This is a genomic window from Rhodococcus sp. 1R11, assembly GCF_004563845.1.
In the GTDB taxonomy this organism is placed as follows: domain Bacteria; phylum Actinomycetota; class Actinomycetes; order Mycobacteriales; family Mycobacteriaceae; genus Rhodococcoides.
The window spans coordinates 24,666-45,555 of the sequence record NZ_SPNG01000004.1; the positions used below are offsets into that span (position 1 = coordinate 24,666).

At 65.1% G+C, this 20,890-nt stretch carries 17 protein-coding genes; 13 read left to right on the plus strand and 4 right to left on the minus strand.

Going from position 1 to position 20,890, the window contains the following annotated elements:
• Nucleotides 1-5: 5 nt before the first annotated feature.
• The 8 genes from ahcY (at nt 6) to secA (ending at nt 11,163) form a co-directional block, all read left to right on the plus strand.
• Nucleotides 6-1,490: an adenosylhomocysteinase gene (gene ahcY, locus E4P29_RS08045; protein WP_135043654.1), complete on the plus strand. Its 1,485-nt coding sequence runs from the start codon at nt 6-8 to the stop codon at nt 1,488-1,490.
• A gap of 17 nt (nt 1,491-1,507) precedes the next feature.
• Entirely contained in the window at nt 1,508-2,173 is a 666-nt protein-coding gene (locus E4P29_RS08050) for a dTMP kinase (RefSeq protein ID WP_135043657.1), read from the plus strand.
• A gap of 4 nt (nt 2,174-2,177) precedes the next feature.
• Entirely contained in the window at nt 2,178-2,855 is a 678-nt protein-coding gene (mtrA, locus tag E4P29_RS08055; protein WP_027496508.1) for an MtrAB system response regulator MtrA, read from the plus strand.
• Nucleotides 2,852-4,534 (plus strand): MtrAB system histidine kinase MtrB, encoded by a 1,683-nt coding sequence (mtrB, locus tag E4P29_RS08060; protein ID WP_135043660.1) that lies wholly within the window; start codon nt 2,852-2,854, stop codon nt 4,532-4,534. The genes mtrA and mtrB overlap by 4 nt, the downstream gene beginning before the upstream one ends.
• On the plus strand, nt 4,531-6,312 hold the full coding sequence (gene lpqB / locus E4P29_RS08065; RefSeq protein ID WP_245154216.1) for an MtrAB system accessory lipoprotein LpqB: 1,782 nt from the start codon (nt 4,531-4,533) through the stop codon (nt 6,310-6,312). Before mtrB ends, lpqB begins: the two co-directional genes overlap by 4 nt.
• Before the next feature lie 41 nt (nt 6,313-6,353).
• Nucleotides 6,354-7,037: a phosphoribosyltransferase family protein gene (locus tag E4P29_RS08070; RefSeq protein ID WP_135043663.1), complete on the plus strand. Its 684-nt coding sequence runs from the start codon at nt 6,354-6,356 to the stop codon at nt 7,035-7,037.
• Nucleotides 7,038-7,270: 233 nt separating this feature from the next.
• Nucleotides 7,271-7,939, plus strand: a complete 669-nt coding sequence (gene raiA / locus E4P29_RS08075) for a ribosome-associated translation inhibitor RaiA (protein ID WP_135043666.1) — start codon at nt 7,271-7,273, stop codon at nt 7,937-7,939.
• 320 nt (nt 7,940-8,259) lie between these two features.
• Nucleotides 8,260-11,163, plus strand: a complete 2,904-nt coding sequence (gene secA / locus E4P29_RS08080) for a preprotein translocase subunit SecA (RefSeq protein WP_135043669.1) — start codon at nt 8,260-8,262, stop codon at nt 11,161-11,163.
• Nucleotides 11,164-11,208: 45 nt separating this feature from the next.
• On the opposite strand, the gene E4P29_RS08085 is transcribed toward secA, so the two are convergent.
• Nucleotides 11,209-11,805: an Rv3235 family protein gene (locus E4P29_RS08085; protein WP_135043672.1), complete on the minus strand. Its 597-nt coding sequence runs from the start codon at nt 11,803-11,805 to the stop codon at nt 11,209-11,211.
• Between the two features lie 174 nt (nt 11,806-11,979).
• Between E4P29_RS08085 and E4P29_RS08090 the strand changes: the two genes are divergently transcribed.
• The 5 genes from E4P29_RS08090 (at nt 11,980) to E4P29_RS08110 (ending at nt 18,000) form a co-directional block, all read left to right on the plus strand.
• A complete protein-coding gene (locus E4P29_RS08090; protein WP_027496513.1) occupies nt 11,980-13,425 on the plus strand; it encodes a wax ester/triacylglycerol synthase family O-acyltransferase in 1,446 nt (481 codons plus the stop codon).
• Between the two features lie 11 nt (nt 13,426-13,436).
• A complete protein-coding gene (locus E4P29_RS08095; RefSeq protein ID WP_135043675.1) occupies nt 13,437-13,961 on the plus strand; it encodes a hypothetical protein in 525 nt (174 codons plus the stop codon).
• A 139-nt stretch (nt 13,962-14,100) separates the two neighbouring features.
• On the plus strand, nt 14,101-15,216 hold the full coding sequence (locus tag E4P29_RS08100) for a ferredoxin reductase (protein WP_135043678.1): 1,116 nt from the start codon (nt 14,101-14,103) through the stop codon (nt 15,214-15,216).
• 108 nt (nt 15,217-15,324) lie between these two features.
• Nucleotides 15,325-16,620, plus strand: a complete 1,296-nt coding sequence (locus tag E4P29_RS08105) for a fatty acid desaturase (protein WP_135043681.1) — start codon at nt 15,325-15,327, stop codon at nt 16,618-16,620.
• Nucleotides 16,621-16,749: 129 nt separating this feature from the next.
• A complete protein-coding gene (locus E4P29_RS08110) occupies nt 16,750-18,000 on the plus strand; it encodes a fatty acid desaturase (protein ID WP_032370715.1) in 1,251 nt (416 codons plus the stop codon).
• 47 nt (nt 18,001-18,047) lie between these two features.
• Here E4P29_RS08110 and rsgA read toward each other — a convergent pair whose 3' ends face one another.
• Genes rsgA through ybaK form a run of 3 tightly spaced genes read right to left on the minus strand, consistent with a single transcriptional unit; the run spans nt 18,048 to nt 20,848 of the window.
• A complete protein-coding gene (rsgA, locus tag E4P29_RS08115) occupies nt 18,048-19,082 on the minus strand; it encodes a ribosome small subunit-dependent GTPase A (RefSeq protein WP_209205333.1) in 1,035 nt (344 codons plus the stop codon).
• Nucleotides 19,034-20,350: a 3-phosphoshikimate 1-carboxyvinyltransferase gene (gene aroA / locus E4P29_RS08120; RefSeq protein ID WP_135043684.1), complete on the minus strand. Its 1,317-nt coding sequence runs from the start codon at nt 20,348-20,350 to the stop codon at nt 19,034-19,036. Before aroA ends, rsgA begins: the two co-directional genes overlap by 49 nt.
• A gap of 6 nt (nt 20,351-20,356) precedes the next feature.
• Nucleotides 20,357-20,848 carry a Cys-tRNA(Pro) deacylase gene (gene ybaK, locus E4P29_RS08125; protein WP_135043687.1) on the minus strand — a complete coding sequence of 164 codons (492 nt, stop codon included), beginning with the start codon at nt 20,846-20,848 and terminating at the stop codon, nt 20,357-20,359.
• Between the last annotated feature and the right edge of the window lie 42 nt (nt 20,849-20,890).

The window sequence follows — 20,890 nt, forward strand, 5'->3', positions numbered from 1 at the left end:
GCAAGATGACGACCTCAGTTACGTCAGGATCGGCACTCACCGTGGAACACCGCGGTGGAATCGACTTCAAGGTCGCAGACCTGTCACTCGCAGAATTCGGCCGCAAGGAAATACGGCTGGCCGAGCACGAGATGCCCGGGTTGATCGCGCTTCGTCGCGAATACGCCGACGTTCAGCCGCTCAAGGGCGCGCGAGTATCCGGATCGCTGCACATGACCGTGCAGACCGCTGTGCTGATCGAGACGCTGGTGGCACTCGGTGCCGAGGTGCGTTGGGCCTCGTGCAACATCTTCTCCACCCAGGACCACGCTGCCGCGGCCGTCGTCGTCGGCCCGTACGGCACCGTCGAAGAGCCCAAGGGCGTTCCGGTGTTCGCCTGGAAGGGCGAGAGCCTCGAGGAGTACTGGTGGGCCGCCGAGCAGATGCTCACCTGGCCCGATCAGCCTGCCAACATGATCCTCGACGACGGCGGTGACGCCACGATGCTGGTGCTGCGCGGCGCTCAGTTCGAGAAGGCAGGCGTCGTGCCGCCGACCGACGACGACCAGGATTCCGACGAGTACAAGGTGTTCCTCGGCTTGCTGCGTCGCTCCCTCGAGGCGTCGACGACCAAGTGGACCGAGATCGCCGCGTCCGTGCAGGGTGTCACCGAGGAGACCACGACCGGTGTGCTGCGGTTGTACCAGTTCGCTGCAGCCGGTGAGCTGTCGTTCCCGGCCATCAACGTCAACGATTCGGTCACCAAGAGCAAGTTCGACAACAAGTACGGCACTCGCCACTCGTTGATCGACGGCATCAACCGTGGCACCGACGTTCTCATCGGCGGCAAGGCCGTGCTGGTCTGCGGCTACGGCGACGTGGGCAAGGGCTGCGCCGAGGCACTCAAGGGCCAGGGCGCTCGCGTGACGGTCACCGAAGCAGATCCCATCAACGCCCTGCAGGCACTGATGGACGGCTTCGACGTGCGCACGGTCGACGAGTTCATCGAGCAGGCCGACATCGTGATCACCTCGACGGGCAACCTCAAGATCATCACGTTCGAGCACATGCGCAAGATGAAGCACCAGGCGATCCTGGGCAACATCGGTCACTTCGACAACGAGATCGACATGGCCGGCCTCGAGAAGGCAGCCGACGTCACGCGGATCAACATCAAGCCGCAGGTGGACGAGTTCCAGTTCAAGGACGGGCACTCGATCATCGTGCTGTCCGAGGGCCGCTTGCTGAACCTCGGCAACGCCACCGGTCACCCGTCGTTCGTCATGAGCAACAGCTTCTCCAACCAGGTCATCGCGCAGATCGAACTGTGGACCAAGCCGAGTGAATACGACAACGAGGTCTACCGGCTGCCCAAGCACCTCGACGAGAAGGTTGCTCGCATCCACGTCGAAGCGCTCGGCGGCTCGATCACCAAGCTCACCAAGGAGCAGGCCGAGTACATCGGCGTCGACGTCGAGGGCCCGTACAAGCCCGAGCACTACCGCTACTGACCGCGAGAGTTCGGTCGTTGGGAAAGCTCTTCGTCATCGAGGGAGTCGACGGAGCGGGCAAGAACACGCTCGCCCGTCGGCTCGTTTCGGCGTGGGAACGCGACGGCCTGGCCGTCGTCCGGGTCGGGTTTCCCCGGTACGGCAGGTCGGTTCATGCCGATCTGGCGGCCGAGGCGCTGCAGGGGGAACACGGAGACACCGCGGGCAGCGTGCACGCGATGGCGCTGCTGTTCGCCCTCGACCGTAAGGATGCGGCCGACGAGATCCGAAACTTGTTGTCTCGCAACGACATCGTATTGCTCGACCGGTACGTGGCGTCCAATGCCGCCTACACCGCAGCGCGATTGGAGCAGTCCGTCGACGGTGCAGCCGTCGAGTGGATCCGGTCGCTGGAATTCGAGCGGTTCGATGTGCCCGTTCCCGATGTGCAGGTACTTCTGGACGTACCGGTGGCTCTCGCTGCGGAGCGGGCCGCTGCCCGTGAGACTGCGGACGCCGCTCGCACTCGGGATGCCTACGAACGCGACGGATCGCTGCAGACCCGTACCTCGGCCGTCTACGGCCGTCTCGCAGAGACGAACTGGGCGTCGCCCTGGCGAGTCGTGCGCGCCGACGTCGACCCCGATCGACTCGCCGCCGACATGTTCAATCAGCCATCCGCCGAGCCGAAAGTGACACGATAGAGCCATGAAGCCTCGGATTCTGGTTGTGGACGACGATTCGGCTCTGGCGGAGATGCTCACCATCGTGTTGCGCGGTGAGGGATTCGAGCCGTTCGTGGTCGGAGACGGCACGCAAGCTTTGGCGGCCGTCCGCGAGAATCGACCCGATCTGGTGTTGCTCGATCTGATGCTTCCCGGAATGAACGGCATCGACGTCTGTCGCGTGTTGCGAGCCGACTCGGGCGTCCCGATCGTCATGCTGACGGCCAAGACCGACACCGTAGATGTGGTGCTCGGCCTCGAATCCGGGGCCGACGACTACATCATGAAGCCTTTCAAGCCGAAGGAGCTGGTGGCACGCGTCCGGGCACGGCTGCGTCGAACCGAGGACGAGCCGGCCGAACTGTTGTCGATCGCCGACATCGTCATCGATGTCCCCGCGCACAAGGTCAGCCGCGGCGACGAGCTGGTCTCGCTCACTCCGCTCGAATTCGATCTGCTGGTCGCCTTGGCCCGCAAGCCCCGTCAGGTGTTCACCCGTGAAGTTCTGCTCGAACAGGTGTGGGGCTACCGGCACGCCGCCGACACCCGCCTGGTCAACGTTCACGTTCAGCGCCTACGCGCCAAGGTCGAGAAGGATCCGGAGAACCCGGAGGTGGTGTTGACCGTGAGGGGGGTCGGGTACAAGGCCGGACCGCCGTGATCGGTTTTTCCCACTCTCGGCGACGAATCAACGGCAAGTTCTCCCCGCTCCTGCGTTGGTTTCGATCGCTGAGCACTTCGCTGGGCCATGCCTGGCGGAGGTCGCTGCAACTGCGCGTGGTCGTCTCGACCCTGACGCTGTCACTCGTTGTGATTTTGATCCTCGGCGTCGTTCTGACCAGCCAGATCACCGATCGGCTGCTCGAAGCGAAGCTGTCTGCGGCCACCGAGGAACTCGACCGGTCGCGGACCACGGTGGAGGGCAACCTCGCCGGTGCCGATGACTCGAGCGGCCTGTCCACCCGTCTCGAACGGGCGAGAGCAGCGTTGACGAACCAGGACCTCGACGCCGCGTCGACCACGGGATCGGCGGGGTCCTTCGATCCCGTCCTGATCGTCGAGGGCGACGCGACCCGCGCGGAAGCGTCGGTCGGTCCGGTCGACCAGATACCGGCCAGCTTGCGCGACTTCGTCAAGAAGGGCCTGATCAGCTCGCAGTACGCCACCGTGACCGACAGTGACGGCGGATATTCCGGATCGGCGCTCATCATGGGATCGCCCACCGGTTCCGACATATCGGCGCTGCAGCTGTATCTCATCTTCCCGCTCGCCAGCGAGGACCGGACGCTCTCCCTGGTCCGCGGCACGCTGTTCATCGGTGCCGTGGTGTTGCTGGTACTGCTCGCCGCGATCGCGATGCTCGTCGCACGGCAGGTGGTGCTGCCCATTCGATCCGCGTCCCGCATCGCAGTACGTTTCGCCGACGGCAGGCTCAAGGAGCGAATGCCGGTTCGCGGTGAGGACGACATGGCGAGGCTGGCGATGTCGTTCAACGAAATGGCCGAAAGTCTCTCCAAACAGATCACCCAGCTCGAGGAATTCGGAAACCTGCAGCGTCGGTTCACCTCCGACGTCAGCCACGAACTACGGACCCCGCTCACCACCGTGCGGATGGCCGCGGATCTCATTCACGACGCCAGTGACGATCTCGAACCTGCCCTCAAGCGTTCCTCCGAGCTGTTGGTCAACGAGCTGGACCGCTTCGAGACGTTGCTCGGTGATCTGCTCGAGATCAGCCGCCACGACGCCGGCGTCGCCGAACTGGCCGCCGAGCAGCTCGACCTACGGATGTGTGCACGCGCGGCGGTCTCCACGGTGCGTCACCTCGCCCGCGAAACCGGCACCGAAGTGATCGTCGACATGCCCGAGACCGCCGTCATCGCCGAGGTGGACCCGCGTCGTGTCGAACGAATCCTGCGCAACCTACTGGCCAATGCCCTCGATCACGGGGAAGGCAAGCCGGTGCTGCTGCGCCTGAGATCGGATGCCGACGCGGCAGCCTTCGTGGTGCGCGACCAAGGAATCGGTCTGCGCCCCGGCGAGGAGAAGCTGGTCTTCAATCGGTTCTGGCGCTCGGATCCCTCCCGCGTCCGGCGCTCCGGTGGTACCGGCCTCGGGTTGGCGATCAGTGTCGAGGACGCCCGATTGCACGACGGTAAGCTCGAGGCGTGGGGTGCAGTCGGCGAAGGCGCATGTTTCCGGCTCACGTTGCCGCTGGTACGCGGTCACAAGGTGATCGGCTCACCTCTGCCGTTGAAGCCGAGCACCAAGAAATACGCTCAGGGACAACCGATCCCGGCTGCCGGTGCGCAGCGGGCCGCGTCGGAGTCGGCGACGTGATTCGCTCGTCTCGTCGTCTGTCTCGCTCGCTTGCCGTCTGCGTCCTGATCGCCGCCCTCGTCTCCGGTTGTGCCAGCCTGCCCGAGTCCTCGAGCCCCCAGGCCATCGGCACGTTGACCGACGGTGCCGCGCCCACCAGCGCCCCGGCCCCCGAACCTGGACGCGAGCCGGACCGGCTGCTGGACGACTTCTTCGAGGCCAGCGCAGTGTCGGCCAACCGTCATCAGGCCGCCCGACAGTTCCTGACCGAGGATTCGTCGAACACCTGGGACGACGGCGCTCGTACCGTCGTCGCAGATCGGATCGACACCCTGTCCGGACCCCGAACCGCAGACTCTGCGCAATTCACGATCCGGTCGACGACCGCGGGAATTCTGGCTCCCGGCGGGGAGTATCAGGCCGGATCGGACACGTTCGACATCGCGGTCGACATGACGCGGGTCGACGGCCAGTGGCGCATCTCGAAGCTACCGCCGGGTGTGGTCATCGATCGTTCGGCATTCATGGACACCTATCAGCAGCGATCGATCTACTTCGTCGATCCACTCGGTGGGGTGTTGGTGCCCGATGTTCGGTGGACGAGCGGATCGCAGGATCAGCTCGCCAACCAGCTCGTCCAATTGTTGATCGACGGACCCAAGTCCGCGCTGTCCGCAGCGGTGAGCAACGAGTTGTCCGACGACGTCAGTATCCGCGGGCCCATCACGAAGGCGGACGGGCAGACCACGCAGGTCGGAGTCGGTCTCGGCGGCATCAGAATCGACTTCGGTGGTCTGCAGAACAAGGGCGATCGCGACCGAGAATTGCTTGCCGCACAGGTGATCTGGACTCTGGCCTCGGCGGAGGTGGCCGGGCCGTACGTGCTGCTCGCCGACGGGCAACCCATCGACACGACGAAGCCGGACGGGTGGACGACGGCCGGGGTCGACTCCTTCGATCCGCAGGGCTCCACCAACGAATCGGTCGGCCTGCACGCACTGGCCTCCGGTCGACTGCTCCGCGTCGAGGACGCCGCGACCACACCCGCTCCCGGGTACTTCGGGCAGGCGCGGAATCTGCGCTCGGTGGCCTTGTCGAACGACGGCACGCTCGTGGCCGGCGTCGCGGACACCGGTAGACCCGCTCCGGCACCGTCGAGCACCTTGATGGTCGGTAGCTACGACGGTGGCGCGTTCCCGGTGGCCGAGGGGCAGTCGATCACGCGCCCGACATGGGGAGCCGACGACAACGCCGCCTGGGCCGTCATCGACGGCACCAACGTCATCCGCGCTGCCCGCGACCCCTCGACCGGTCAGGTATCGGTGATACCGGTCGATGCCCGCGCGGTCACCACCCTGGGAACTCGCATCACCGAACTCCGGCTGGCCCGAGACGGCGTTCGGGCCGCACTCATCGTCGACGGCGTGGTGTACGTGGCCACCGTGGTACGCGATCCCTCGGGCGTCTATTCGCTCACGGCACCGCGCGCGGTCGCGATCGGACTCGGCAGTGACGCCACCAGCCTGGACTGGAGCACCGGCGAGGCCATCGTGATCGCACGGGTTGCCACCGATACTCCGGTGGTCCAGGTGACGGTCGACGGCTCGAGGATGGACGCCCTGCCGTCGCGCAATCTCACCAATCCTGTTCTGGCGGTCGATGCGTCACCGGAGACCGAGTACGTTGCCGACGCCCGCGCCGTGTTCGCACTCAACAATGCCGATCCGGTCGGCGACAGGTACTGGCGCGAGGTCACCGGCCTGGCCGGTGTGAAGGCCGTGCCGATCCTGCCCGGCTGACGTTCGGCGGGTGTCGGTGGGTACCGGCACACTTCACGGTCATGAGAACGCTTCTCGACCTCGTCCTGCCCCTCGAATGTGCCGGGTGTGGGGTGCCGGGGGAGCAGTGGTGTCGCCGTTGTGAACAGGCGCTGTCGGTGCCGCCTGTCCGGGTGCGTCCGCGGGTCGATCCGGGGGTGCCCTGCTGGGCGCTTGGCACGTACACCGGTCCTCGGCGCAACGGGGTGATCGCACTGAAGGAACGGGGCCGACGGGCCGTGGCCGTGCCGTTCGGCCGGGCGCTGGCCGGTGCGGTGCAACAACTACGTTCTGCGGGCGAGATCGATCCACCGGAGCTGAGTCCCCTCGTTCTGGTGTGCGCTCCCTCCCGGGCGCGCGCAGCGCGAGCGAGAGGGGGTGACCCGGTGCTGCGGTGTGCGAGGAACGCAGCGACCGAGTTGGCACCGGAGCGTGTATCGGTTCCCGAGCTGCTGAAGATGGCCGGGGGAGTACGGGATTCGGTCGGCCTCTCGGCAGGTCAACGTCAGCACAACGTGGCGGGCCGAATCGACGTGATCGGACAGTCGCGCCCAGGTATCGGCCGGGCGCGGCCGCGAACCGACGAACCGACCGTTCTTCTCGTCGACGATGTGGTGACCACCGGGGCGACCCTGGCCGAATGCGCAAGAGCGCTAACCGATTTCGGGATCTCGTTGGCCGGTGCGATCGTGGTGGCCAGCGCGTGAACGCGAGTCGACGAGACACGCCGACAACCAATTCGGGGTGAACGGTGGCACACGCGTCGATGACCGACTAACGTCGCGGACACGCTCCATCACGATGGAGCGGACCGGTAGAACGACCCGTAGAAACACGGACGTGAGGTGATGCCCCGGACTCGAGATGCCGGAAGGTTCCCCATTCGGCATGCACACCTGCCACGTCCAACAGTGGGCGTGGCCGATATCGGGAGGTACACGTGACGACCCCTTCACAAGCCTCGGTTTTCTTCGACGAGAAGCCTTCGGAAGAACCCGCCAAGAGCAATGCCGACGTTGTGGTCAAGGGCCGCAACGTCGAGATACCGGACCATTTTCGGATATACGTGTCCGAGAAACTGGCTCGCCTCGAGCGCTTCGACCCCTCCATCTACTTGTTCGATGTCGAACTGCAGCACGAACGAAATCGCCGTCAGGCCAAAGCATGTCAACGCGTGGAGATCACCGCGAAGGGCAAAGGCCCGGTCGTTCGTGCCGAAGCGTGCGCAGACAGTTTCTATGCCGCACTCGAAGCAGTGACCTCGAAACTCGAAAGCAGACTCAGGCGTACCAAAGATCGGCGCAAGGTCCACTACGGCGAGAAGAGACCCGTATCCGTCGCCGAGGCCACCGCTGAACTTGCCGAGGACGACACGCTTGCACTCGACCCCGAGACCAAGCTGGATTCGTTCGAGGACGATCAGAGTGGCCCCGGGCACATCGTTCGGACGAAGGTTCACTCGGCGGCACCGATGAGCGTCGACGATGCGCTGTACGAGATGGAACTGGTCGGCCACGACTTCTTCCTGTTCCACGACAGCGCCACCGACCGGCCTTCTGTGGTGTACCGACGGCACGCCTTCGACTACGGCCTGATCAGGCTCACCTGACCGAGCGTGACGGCGAACGGCTCGTTCGCCGTCCGTGAAATATCCGATCACTGCAGGCTCGACGGCGGAGACACGATCCCCACGTCGAGCCTGCAGTGCTGTGTCGGGGTTGTCCGAATGCCGACGTGGTGTCGTTCGGGGACCGACAGTGGGGCTGCGGTACCCACAGCGAGACCGCCTACCATGGACGCGTTCGGGTTACTGCCGCGCGGACGTCACGGTGACGAACCCGTGCGCTCGTGCAGGTAGCAGTAACGCGTCGAGTAACAGATTTGTTCGTGTCAGTACCCGTGAACCGAGGATCGAGGACGAGAAAACCCGTGCCGTCGCTGTCGTTTTCCAAGCTGCTCCGTGTTGGTGAAGGTCGCATGGTCAAGCGGCTCAAGAACATCGCTGACCACGTCTCGACCCTGTCTTCGGACGTCGAGAGTCTCTCCGACGACGAACTGCGGGGTAAGACCGCCGAGTTCAAGGAGAGGTATTCGTCCGGGGAGACCTTGGATCAGTTGCTGCCCGAGGCATTCGCGGTCGCCCGTGAGGCGTCGTGGCGGGTGCTGTCCCAGCGGCACTTCGACGTGCAGGTGATGGGCGGAGCTGCGTTGCACTTCGGCAACATCGCCGAGATGAAGACCGGCGAGGGCAAGACCCTGACGTGTGTTCTGCCTGCTTATCTCAACGCCATCTCCGGCGACGGTGTGCACGTGGTGACGGTCAACGATTACCTCGCCAAGCGTGACTCGGAGTGGATGGGCCGTGTGCACCGCTTCCTGGGTCTGTCGGTGGACGTGATCCTGTCCGGGATGACGCCGGTCGAACGCCGCGCAGCGTATGCCGCCGACATCACCTACGGCACCAACAACGAGTTCGGGTTCGACTACCTACGCGACAACATGACGCACTCGCTCGACGATCTGGTGCAGCGCGGACACAACTTCGCGGTGGTCGACGAGGTCGACTCGATCCTCATCGACGAGGCGCGAACCCCACTGATCATCTCGGGCCCGGCCGACGCGTCGAGCAAGTGGTACGGCGAGTTCGCCCGGATCGCCCCCATGCTGAAGGTCGACACCCACTACGAGGTCGACATCCGCAAGCGCACCATCGGTGTGCACGAGGCCGGCGTCGAGCTGGTCGAGGATCAGCTCGGTATCGACAACCTGTACGAGGCGGCCAACTCGCCTCTGGTGAACTACCTGAACAACGCCATCAAGGCCAAAGAGCTCTACACCAAGGACAAGGACTACATCGTCCGCGACGGCGAGGTCATCATCGTCGATGAGTTCACCGGTCGCATCCTGGTGGGACGCCGCTACAACGAGGGCATGCACCAGGCGATCGAGGCCAAGGAGAAGGTGGAGATCAAGGCCGAGAACCAGACCCTCGCCACGATCACCCTGCAGAACTACTTCCGGCTGTACGACAAGCTCTCCGGCATGACCGGTACGGCCGAGACCGAGGCCGCGGAGCTGCATCAGATCTACGGATTGGGCGTCATTCCGATCCCGACGAACCGCCCGATGGTCCGCGTCGACAACGGCGACCTGATCTACAAGACGGAAGAAGCGAAGTTCGACGCGGTGGTCGACGATGTCGTCGAGCGGCACGAGAAGGGCCAGCCGGTTCTCATCGGCACCACGAGCGTGGAACGGTCGGAGTATCTGTCCAAGCAGTTCACCAAGCGTGGCGTCGCGCACAACGTGCTCAATGCGAAGTTCCACGAGCAGGAAGCGACGATCATCGCCGAGGCCGGGCGACAGGGCGCGGTGACGGTGGCGACCAACATGGCCGGCCGTGGCACCGACGTCGTGCTCGGCGGCAACCCGGACATCCTCGCCGACCTGAAGCTGCGTAAGCAGGGCTTGGACCCGGTGGAGACGCCCGAGGAGTACGAGGCCGCCTGGGAGCCTGCTCTGGAAGAGGTCAAGGCACAGGTCAAGGCCGACGCGGACACCGTGCGTGAGGCCGGTGGCCTGTACGTTCTCGGAACCGAGCGCCACGACTCACGCCGTATCGACAACCAGCTCAGAGGGCGCTCCGGTCGTCAGGGTGATCCGGGCGAGTCGCGGTTCTACCTCTCGCTCGGCGACGAGTTGATGCGTCGATTCAACGGCGGCGCACTCGAATCGATCATGACTCGGCTCAACTTGCCCGACGACGTCCCGATCGAAGCCAAGATGGTGTCGAAGGCCATCAAGAGTGCCCAGACGCAGGTCGAGCAGCAGAACTTCGAGATCCGCAAGAACGTCCTCAAGTACGACGAGGTGATGAACCAGCAGCGCACCGTCATCTACGAGGAGCGCAGGCGCATCCTCGAAGGTGCCGACATGGAGGGCCAGGTCGAGGGCATGATCACCGACGTGATCACCGCCTACGTCGATGGTGCGACCAGCGACGGCTACGTCGAGGACTGGGATCTCGAGCAGTTGTGGACGGCGCTGAAGACTCTGTACCCGGTCGGCATCGACCACAAGGTTCTCTCGGGCGAGAACGAAGACGGCGAAAAGGGTGACCTGAGCCGCGACGAGCTGCGCGAGGCGCTGCTCGAGGACGCGCGCTCGGCCTACGCCGCTCGTGAGGCCGAGATCGACGGCATCGCAGGCGAGAACGGAATGCGAGAGCTCGAACGTCGGGTACTGCTGTCCGTCCTCGATCGCAAGTGGCGTGAGCATCTCTACGAGATGGACTACCTCAAGGAGGGCATCGGACTGCGTGCGATGGCCCAGCGAGACCCACTGGTCGAGTACCAGCGGGAGGGCTACGACATGTTCCAAGGCATGCTCGACGGCCTCAAAGAGGAGTCGGTGGGCTTCCTGTTCAACCTCCAGGTCGAAGCAACCCCTGCCCCGGCAGGTCCGGCCGCGTCCGCCGGTCTCGCGGTTGCCCCCGGGTTGGCCTCACCCGTCGGATCCGGTCGCCCGGCAGCTGCGGCAACGTCGGCACCTGCAGCCACGGGCGATCGGCCTGCGGCCAAGGCGGACCCGGCCCCTGCCGCTCCAGCTCAGGCAGCTCCCACAGCTCTGCGTGCCAAAGGACTCGACGAGCGGGACGAACAGAGATTGACGTTCTCCGGCCCGGCCGAGGGCGGCGGTACGGCTGTGCAGCGATCGGATGCTGCAGCGAGCGCGGAGTCTGCGGCCGAGGGAACCCGACGCGAGCGTCGCGAAGCAGCGCGAGCGCAGAACAAAGCACCGAAGAAGTCGGCGCGCTCCAAGCGCAAGAAGTAGCCGGCCGGGTCGATCCGGCGCGACCTCGCCGGGCGACCCGTGTTCTCAACCCACTCGCAACGAGGTGACCGTCCATCCTGGCCGCCGCGGGTCGACCGCCTGCTCGATTCGGCCCGCGAAGGCGAAGGTGCGTGGACCGCGGGTGTACGAGCCGAATATCTCGGCCGACGTGTCCGATCCATAAGCGACGTGCACGCGGCGCACCGCGGCGAATCCGAGTCGCCGTCCAGGTGGGGGCGTGCGGACGATGGAGCGAATCAGGTCGATCACGGGCGCAGTGAACAACGGTGACAGTTGCTCGGCACTGCGCCTGCGGTCGATCACCTCGATGAGCAACCGCATGGCGCGTTCGGCGCTCGCCCGCGCATCGGCGGGCACGTCTTGCACGATGGGTCGATGCGGTGCCTCGGGCCGGCGGCGTGAGCGAGTACTGCGTACCGATGCCGGATGGCGTTCCGGTGGCTTGTCCGAGCTCTCACCCCGGCCCCAGGTGTGCACCGCGCCCGCCGAGAGTGGCGGCTCGAACTGGGCCGGCCGCGACAGAAAGCAATGGTGCTCGGCGCGCAGCCGAGAGTCCGCCGGCGACGGTATCGGGCTGTCGTCCGCGGTGTCCGGCGGATCGTTGGATTCGATGACGCTCACACCGACATTGACGGTGGCGATCTAATTTCGGTTCCCGAGATCGGCGACACGTCGGTGCCCACCCGGCACTGGGACTCGTGTCGTGAACCCACGTACTCTGAGTTCGAGCACACCGCGCAACTGGCGGTATCGATCGGGGCGCACCACGAGCGAGGACGGGGACCGAGACACGCGATGGCGACCAGACTGACGGCGCAGGATGCGTCGTTCTACTTTCTCGAGGCCGGCAGCAGTCCCATGCACCTCGGCTCGCTCGCCGTCTTCAGGACCCCGCGGAGCGGTTTCAGTTACGACCGACTGCTGTCGTTGGTCGAACAGCGACTGATGCTGGTTCCGCGGTACCGGCAGAAGGTCCGGGAAGTCGCGTTCGGGCTGGCGCGACCGGTCTGGGTGGACGACGCGGATTTCGACATCACTTATCACATCCGTCGTTCGGCACTACCCAAGCCGGGGACGGACGATCAATTACACGACCTGATCGCGCGACTGACCTCACGGCCGCTCGATCGCACCCGACCGTTGTGGGAGATGTACCTGGTCGAGGGGCTGGCGAAGAATCGTTTCGCCATCTTCACCAAGTCTCATTCGGCACTCGTCGACGGCGAGAATGCGCTCGACATCGGTCAGGTCATTCTGGACGCGAGCAAGAACCCCGCGCCGATGGCCGAGGAGCTGTGGATGCCCGCCCGTGAGCCCAAGGACTCGGTGTTGGTGCTCGACGCTCTCACCGAACTGGTGGTGCGTCCGGGCGAGAGCATCGAGACGTTGCGCGGCGCGGTCAACGGGGTTGCCGGTCTCGCGGGCGACGCCTTGCGCGCCGCGGGCAAGGTCGCGGCCGTGCTGCGTACCGCGACGCAGAGCGCCCCGTCCAGCCCACTGAACGCGCCGATCTCACGAAATCGTCGGTTCGCCGTGGCCAAGACCGAGCTGGCGGATTACCGCAGGATCCACGACAGATTCGACTGCTCGATCAACGACGTCGTGCTCGCGGTCGTCACCGGCGCGCTGCGAAATTGGCTGCTCTCGCGCGGCGAACCCGTCACGGCATCGTCCACGGTGCGGGCCATGGTGCCGATGTCGGTGTACGTCTCGTCCGATCGCGTCGGTTTCGGTGAGGGCAGCGACATGTCCGGCGAGCCGGCCGAGGACGATCGAAGCGAAGTGTCCTCGTTCCTCGTCGACCTCCCGGTGGGGGAGTCGAACGCCGTCGTCCGGCTGTCTCACATCGCGCACGCAACCGAGGCGCATTCTCATCAAAGTCGCGGTGTGACGGCTCAGACGCTGATGCGGATCAGTGGGTTCGCTCCGGCGAGCCTGCATGCCATGGGTGCGCGGGCCGGTAGCCGACTCTCGCAACGAGTGTTCAACCTGATCGTCACCAACGCGCCGGGACCGCAGTTTCCGTTGTACGTCGGGGGTGCCCGGATGCTCGAGATGTACCCGGTGTCACCGCTGTTCGAGAATCAGGCGTTGAGCATCGGACTGACGTCGTACGACGGTTTCGTGTTCTTCGGGCTCAACGCCGACCGTGGAGCGATGCCCGATGTGGATGTGGTGACAGCGCTTCTGCACGAGGCGCTGGAAGAGTTGGTCGACGCCAGCAACGAATCGAGAGTGTGAGGTCTTCTGCAATGCGTGTCTACGTTCCGGCGACGCTGGAGTTCTTGAAAGTGCTCGCAGCCGAGGGCGAGTTCAGTCCGGTATCGCGCACCGCATTCGCGGTGACGCCCACCTTGCGTGAGGCGTACTCGTCGGGCGACGACGAGGAGCTGTCCGAGGTCGCGATGGGTGAGGCCGCGCGTGCCTCGCTGCGCTTGATCGCCGCGGCCGTCGACGACGAGGCGGACACGGGGACGGTGGCCGACGGCGTTGTCTACCGACGCGCGGTGATTGCCGCCGACGTCGACGATCCCACCCTGCGTCCCGATCTCGACGACGCTGTAGTTCGGCTGAAGGAACCGCTGCGAATGGATCAGGTCGCGTCGGTGCACGTCGATCTGGAAGGGGCCGAGGGAGCGGTTGCCAAAGCTGTCTCCGCCGTGGACGCAGCGGACATGGGCGATGCCGATGCCGAATTCGTTCTCGGTGATGCCGAGGACCACACGCTGGCGTGGTACGCCCCTCAGGAGCTACCGTTTCTGCTCGACCTGCTGTGATTCTGCTCTCCGTCGTCACCAGGCGGTACTCACCGTAGAGGTGCCCGCACAGGTGACCCCGGACCTCAACCTACGGTAGCGTAACCTCGATGCCCGCACGCGGTTCGGTATGTCGATCGAGGGGATGGGGAAACACCCGATGGATCTGAAGAAGTGGTTGGAGGCCCCCGTGGCCGGTGTCTCGGCACCCAAGCGGCCGAGGCTGAACATGCTGCGTGGTGCTTTCACCCGCATCACCACCCCCTTGCTGCCCGACGACTATCTGCACCTTGCCAACCCGTTGTGGTCTGCTCGTGAACTGCGCGGCCGCGTCGTACGCGTGGAGAAGGAAACCGCCACAGCGGTGACGCTGGTCATCCAGCCCGGGTGGGGCTTCAACTTCGACTACCAGCCGGGTCAGTACATCGGAATCGGACTGCATCTGGGTGGCCGGTGGCACTGGCGGTCGTATTCACTGACCTCGCCGCCCAACTGGGAAGACAAGCTGATTTCGATCACTGTCAAGGCGATGCCCGAAGGGTTCCTGTCGTCACACCTGGTGGGCGGCGTGCCGCAGGGGACCATCGTGCGACTCGCAGCACCGAAGGGCAATTTCGCACTGCCCGTTCCGCCGCCCGCCAAGATTCTCTTCGTCACCGCAGGCAGCGGCATCACCCCGGTCATCTCGATGCTCAGAGCGCTCGATCGCCACGACGACATGCCCGACACCGTGCATATCCACTCGGCACCCACCGAGGACGAGGTGATGTTCGCAGCCGAGCTGGCTGCCCTCGAGAAGTCGCATCCCGAGTTCACCTCCCACGTGCAGCTGACGCGATCCGATGGCAAGTTCGCGCTGTCCTCGCTCGACGAGCTCTACCCCGACTGGCGTACCCGCGACACCTGGGCCTGCGGTCCTGCCGCACTGCTCGAGGAAATCGAGAAGACGTGGAAGCGCGAGGGTATCGAGCACAAGCTGCACCTCGAGCGGTTCGAGATCTCACGCGCCGATACGTCCGGTTCGGGCGGCACCGTCACGTTCTCCAAGTCCGACAAGAAAGCAGCTGTGGACGGGGCGACCACACTGCTCGAAGCGGGCGAAAACGTGGGTGTTCGGATGCCGTTCGGCTGCCGTATGGGTATTTGCCAGACCTGTGTGGTGCCGTTGACAGCGGGGCACGTGATCGACCTGCGCTCCGGCAAGCAGCACAGCGAGGGTGACCGCGTCCAGACCTGCATTTCCGCAGCCGCGGGGGACTGCACATTGGAACTGTAAGTCTGTTTTTCGCTCACTGCCTTCTCAGGCTGTTCGGTTACGCTCACGTAGGTTGCCCACGCTGAACCCCGGTATTTCGGGCGCCGCACACAACTGTTGGAGGACCCGGTGGCCATCACCGACATCAAAGAGTTCGCTCACCTGACCGAAGAAGACATGGAAGCGTTCGGGCGCGAACTGGACGCCGTTCGCCGCGACGTCGAGGACAGTCGCGGTGAACGCGATGCCGCATACATTCGCCGGACCATTCGAGCTCAGCGCATGCTCGAGCTCGGCGGACGCGCCGTGCTACTCGGCAGCAAGTACCGGCCGGCATGGCTCGTGGGGACCGCGATGCTCAGCGTCGCCAAGATCATCGAGAACATGGAACTCGGCCACAACGTGATGCACGGCCAGTGGGATTGGATGAACGATCCGGAAATTCACTCCACCTCGTGGGAGTGGGACCAGACCGGACCGTCGGAGCAGTGGAAACGGGCGCACAACTACTCGCACCACACGTACACCAACATCGTCGGAATGGACGACGACATCGGCTTCGGCATCCTGCGGATGACCCGCGACGAGCCGTGGAAGCCGATCAACCTCGTCCAGCCCCTCGCCAACATCGTGCTGGCGACGACGTTCGAGTGGGGCATCGCACTGCACGACTACGACGCTCAGAAGCAGCTCGACGGGGAACACGAAAAGGGCCTGTTCAAGTCACCGGCGGCCCGCGCTTTTGCGCGCAAGATCGCCAAGCAGGTCGGCAAGGACTTCGTCCTCTTCCCAGCCCTGTCCGGCCCGGCGTGGAAGTCCACGTTGACCGCCACTGCCACGGCCAACCTGGTGCGGAACCTCTGGGCCTACGCCGTCATCTTCTGCGGTCACTTCCCCGACGGAGCCGAGAAGTTCACGATGGGTCAGTTCGAGAACGAGACCCGTCCCGAGTGGTATCTGCGGCAGATGCTCGGTAGTGCCAACTTCGAGGCCGGCCCGGTCATGGCGTTCATGAGCGGAAACCTCTGCTACCAGATCGAGCATCACATGTTCCCGGACCTGCCGAGCAATCGGTACTCGGAGATCGCCGAGAAGGTGCACGCGCTGTGCGAAAAGTACGACCTGCCGTACACGACAGGGTCGCTCGGTAAGCAGTACCTGTTGGCGCTGCGGACCATCCACAAGCTGTCGTTGCCCGACAAGTGGTTGCGTGCGACCTCGGACAACGCCCCCGAGACGTCGTCGGAGCGTCGTTGGCGCGTCGGCGATTCGCCCACCGTGCACGCACTTCGGATCGACCCGCTCACCGGTCAGCGTCGTGGACTGCGCTCGGCGATGCAGGAGGCGCGAGTGGCGCTGCGCAATGCGAAGAAAGAAGCCAAGCGTCAGGCGAAGGCACTGCGGCGATCGGACGTCACCGCCTGATTGTGAATCGTCACACAGATTTCCGCCCGTAACCTACGCGACCGTAAGTTACGATACGGTAGGTGACGGAAATGCACACGGCTCACTACCGCACGCTGTGTGTTCACAACTGCCAGGAGGCTGTTTCCCATGGCGATTTCGGACATCAAGGAATACGCGCATCTGACCGACGCCGATATCGAAGCTTTGGGCCACGAGCTCGACGCAATTCGGCGAGACATCGAGGCGTCCCGTGGTGAACGCGACGCCCGGTACGTGAAGAACACGATTCGGCTGCAACGCTCGCTCGACATCGGCGGACGTGCAGTCCTGTTCGCCAGTCGCCGCCGCCCGGCATGGCTGGTCGGTACCGCCATGCTCGGGGTCGCGAAGATCATCGAGAACATGGAGCTCGGCCACAACGTCATGCACGGCCAGTGGGACTGGATGAACGATCCGGAGATCCACTCCACCTCGTGGGAGTGGGACAACACCGGGCCCTCGGCGCACTGGAAGCAGACGCACAACTACATTCACCACAAGTACACCAACGTGTTGGGCATGGACGACGACGTGGGCTACGGCCTGCTGCGCGTCACCCGCGACCAGCGTTGGAAGCCGTTCAACATCGGCAACCCGGTCTACAACCTGTTGCTGCAGCTGTTCTTCGAGTACGGCGTGGCGCTGCAGCATCTGGAACTGGGCAAGGTGGCCAAGGGCCGCGTCCCACGCGAGGAATTCGAGCAGAAGCGTCGCGAGGTCCTCGAGAAGGTCGGCAAGCAGATGGGCAAGGACTACGTCCTGCATCCACTGCTCACCGGACCTGCCTGGAAGAGCACGCTGACGGCGAACATCGTCGCCAACATGATGCGCAACGTGTGGACCAACACCGTCATCTTCTGCGGGCACTTCCCCGACGGTGCCGAGAAGTTCACCAAGTCGGACATGGAAGGCGAAACGCAGGGGCAGTGGTACCTGCGTCAGATGCTGGGCAGCGCGAACTTCAACGCCGGTCCGGTCATGGAGTTCATGAGCGGCAATCTCTGCTACCAGATCGAGCACCACCTGTTCCCCGATCTACCCAGCAATCGTCTGCGGGAGATCAAGGTTCGGGTTCTCGAGCTCGCGGAGAAGTACGACCTGCCGTACACGACCGGTTCGATCGTGCACCAGTACTTCCTGTCGTGGCGAACCATCGCCAAGCTGTCGCTTCCGAACAAGTACTTGAAGGCGACCAGCGACGACGCGCCGGAAACCGCGTCCGAGCGTAAATGGGAACAGGCACCTGCAGGTCTGTTCGCCGTCGACCCCGACACCGGAAAGCGGCGTGGCCTTCGGACCGCGATCGCAGAAACCAAGAAGCGCAAGGGAATTCGCAGACTGGTCGGCAAGGCAGCCTGACCGCCTCCGATTCGAGCAGTGAAGCCTGGTACGGACCCTGTGGGTCTCTACCAGGCTTCGTTCGTTCGAACCGCTTCCAGCAGAAGACGTACGGCAGCCACCCGTCGTGCTGCATCCCCGGTGAGCGTGTCGAGAGCGCATTCGGGATCCGCAGGCGGACCGAGGTGAGTGCATCCGCGGGGGCAGTCCTCGATGGTCTCGGCGAGGTCGGAGAATGCTGCCACGACGTTCTCCGGCGAGATGTGCGCCAATCCGAACGACCGGATGCCGGGAGTGTCCACCACCCATCCTCCGCCCGGTAGCGGCAGCGCCACCGACTGCGTCGACGTGTGGCGGCCCTTGCCGACGCCCGAGACCACCCCGGTCGCGCGATAGGCGTCGGGCACCAGTCTGTTGACGAGGGTCGACTTGCCGACACCGGAGTGCCCGATGAGCGCGGTGACCTTGTTCGTCAGCATGGCGGTCAGTTCTGTCAGGTCCTCGGATTGGCCGGCCAGCACGACGGGGACGTCCAGATCGGCGAACGACGCGGTGAACTCGTCGGGTGCAGCGAGATCGCTCTTGGTCAGGCAGAGCACCGGTTCGAGTCCGCCGACGTACGCCGCGACGAGGGCGCGCTCGACGAAGCCGGTACGGGGAGGTGGATCGGCGAGCGCTGCGACGATGAGCAGTCGGTCGGCGTTGGCCACCACGACGCGTTCGAACGGGTCGGTGTCGTCCGCGGTGCGGCGCAGCACCGTTCGCCGCTCGGCCACGCGCACGATTCGGGCCAGAGTGTCGACCTTGCCCGACAGATCTCCGACGATGCCGACCTCGTCGCCCACCACGATCGGGGTTCGACCCAGCTCTCGGGCCCGCATCGTCACGACCGGCCGCGTCGGGTCACCGTCGAGTACGCAGCCCCAGCGGCCGCGGTCCACGGACACCACCATGCCGGCTTCGGCGTCGTTGTGTTCGGGTCGAGTCTTGGTGCGCGGACGCGAACTCTTGCCCGGCCGGATGCGGACGTCGGACTCGTCGTAGCGGCGCGCGGTCAGGATCCGACCCCGCTGGGTGTGGAAGCGGACAACATCGTGTCCCACAGGTTCTCGAAGCCGGGGAGAGTCTTGGCGGTGGTGCCGATGTCGTCGACCTCGACGCCCGGGACGCGGAGCCCGACGATCGCGCCGGCAGTGGCCATGCGGTGGTCGGCGTAGGAGTGCCAGGTTCCGCCGTGCAGCGGTGCGGGATCGATGCGAATGCCGTCGTCGGTTTCGACCGCTCGCCCGCCGAGGCGAACTATTTCGGTCGTCAGTGCGGCGAGTCGGTCGGTCTCGTGCCCGCGTAGGTGAGCGATGCCACGCAGGATGGACGGCCCCTCGGCCAGGGTGGCGAGCGCTGCGACGGTGGGGGTCAACTCGCCGACGTCGTGCAGATCGAAGTCGATGCCGCGCAACGTGTTCGGACCTTCGACGGTCAGCACCCCCGCGCGAAGTTCGACCACCGCGCCCATCTGCGTGAGGATTTCGCGGAACACATCACCGGGTTGGGTCGTCGATTCAGGCCAATTCGGTACTCGCACAACACCTTCGGTGACAGCGGCGGCGGCGAGGAACGGGGTGGCGTTCGAGAGATCCGGCTCGATGCTCCAGTCGACGGGGGTGACCGAACCGGGATGCACCCGCCAGGTGTTGGCGTCTCCGCTCGATTCCGGGGTGTCGACTCGGACGCCCGCACGGCGCAGCATCTCCACGGTCATGTCGATGTGCGGCATGGAAGGGACGGGCTTACCGATGTGATGGATCTCGATTCCCTCGTCGAACGCCGCGGCCGAGAGCATCAGGCCCGAGACGAACTGCGACGACCCCGAGGCGTCGATCTCGACGGAGCCCCCGCGCAGCGAACCGGTACCGCGCATCGTGAAAGGGAGCGCGCTGCCGTCGACGTCGGCACCCACAGCACGCAGTGCGTCGAGGATGGTGTCGAGGGGCCGGATGCGGGCCTGCTCGTCTCCGTCAAAGGACACAATGCCGTCGGCGAGCGCGGCCAGAGGCGGGACGAAGCGCATGACCGTTCCGGCCAGACCGCACTCGACGGATCCACCGTGCAGTGTTCCCGGGGTCACACGGAGAGACGTCGGGTCGTCGTGGTCGACGGCAACCTTCACGCCCAGTGTCTCCAGAGCGTGGATCATCAAGTCGGTGTCGCGGCTGCGAAGCGCGCCGGTGACGGTAGACGGGCCGGATGCGAGCGAGGCGATGATCAGCGCGCGATTGGTGATCGACTTCGATCCGGGCAGAGTGACTGTCGCGTCGATGGGTCCATCGGCGGCGGGGGCTGTCCAAGTGCTCACCGGTCCATCTTCGCTCATCGGCGGTCAGTGTGTGGCGATGGGCGCGGTGACGGCGCGCGTGAGGCGAATCAGATCGGCCGGAGCGAGTTCGATCTCCAGGCCACGGCGACCCCCGCTGCACAGCACACGGTCGAACTCGAGTGCCGAGTCGTCGATGACGGTGGGCAGGGATCTTCGTTGGCCGAGCGGAGAAATTCCACCGAACACGTAGCCCGACGACCGTTCGGCGGCAGCTCTGTCGGCCATCGCGACCTTCCGCGTGTCCAGAGCGGCTGCTGCCGCTTTCAACGAGAGCAATCCGGTGACGGGGACCACCGCGACGGCCAGCGAACGATCTGCGCGTTCGACGACCAGGGTCTTGAACACCTGCTCCGGGTGCACGCCGAGGCGCTCGCCCAGAATCTCGGCGGCCTCGCTGCCGAACGACTGCGTGCGCGAATCGTGCTCGTAGGTGTGCACGGTATGCGCCACCTTTTGTGCGGTGAGCAGCGCAAGAGCGGGAGTCGACGCAGCCATTCGTCGGACTCTATCGACTGCGACGGGAACACCGCGGCGCGC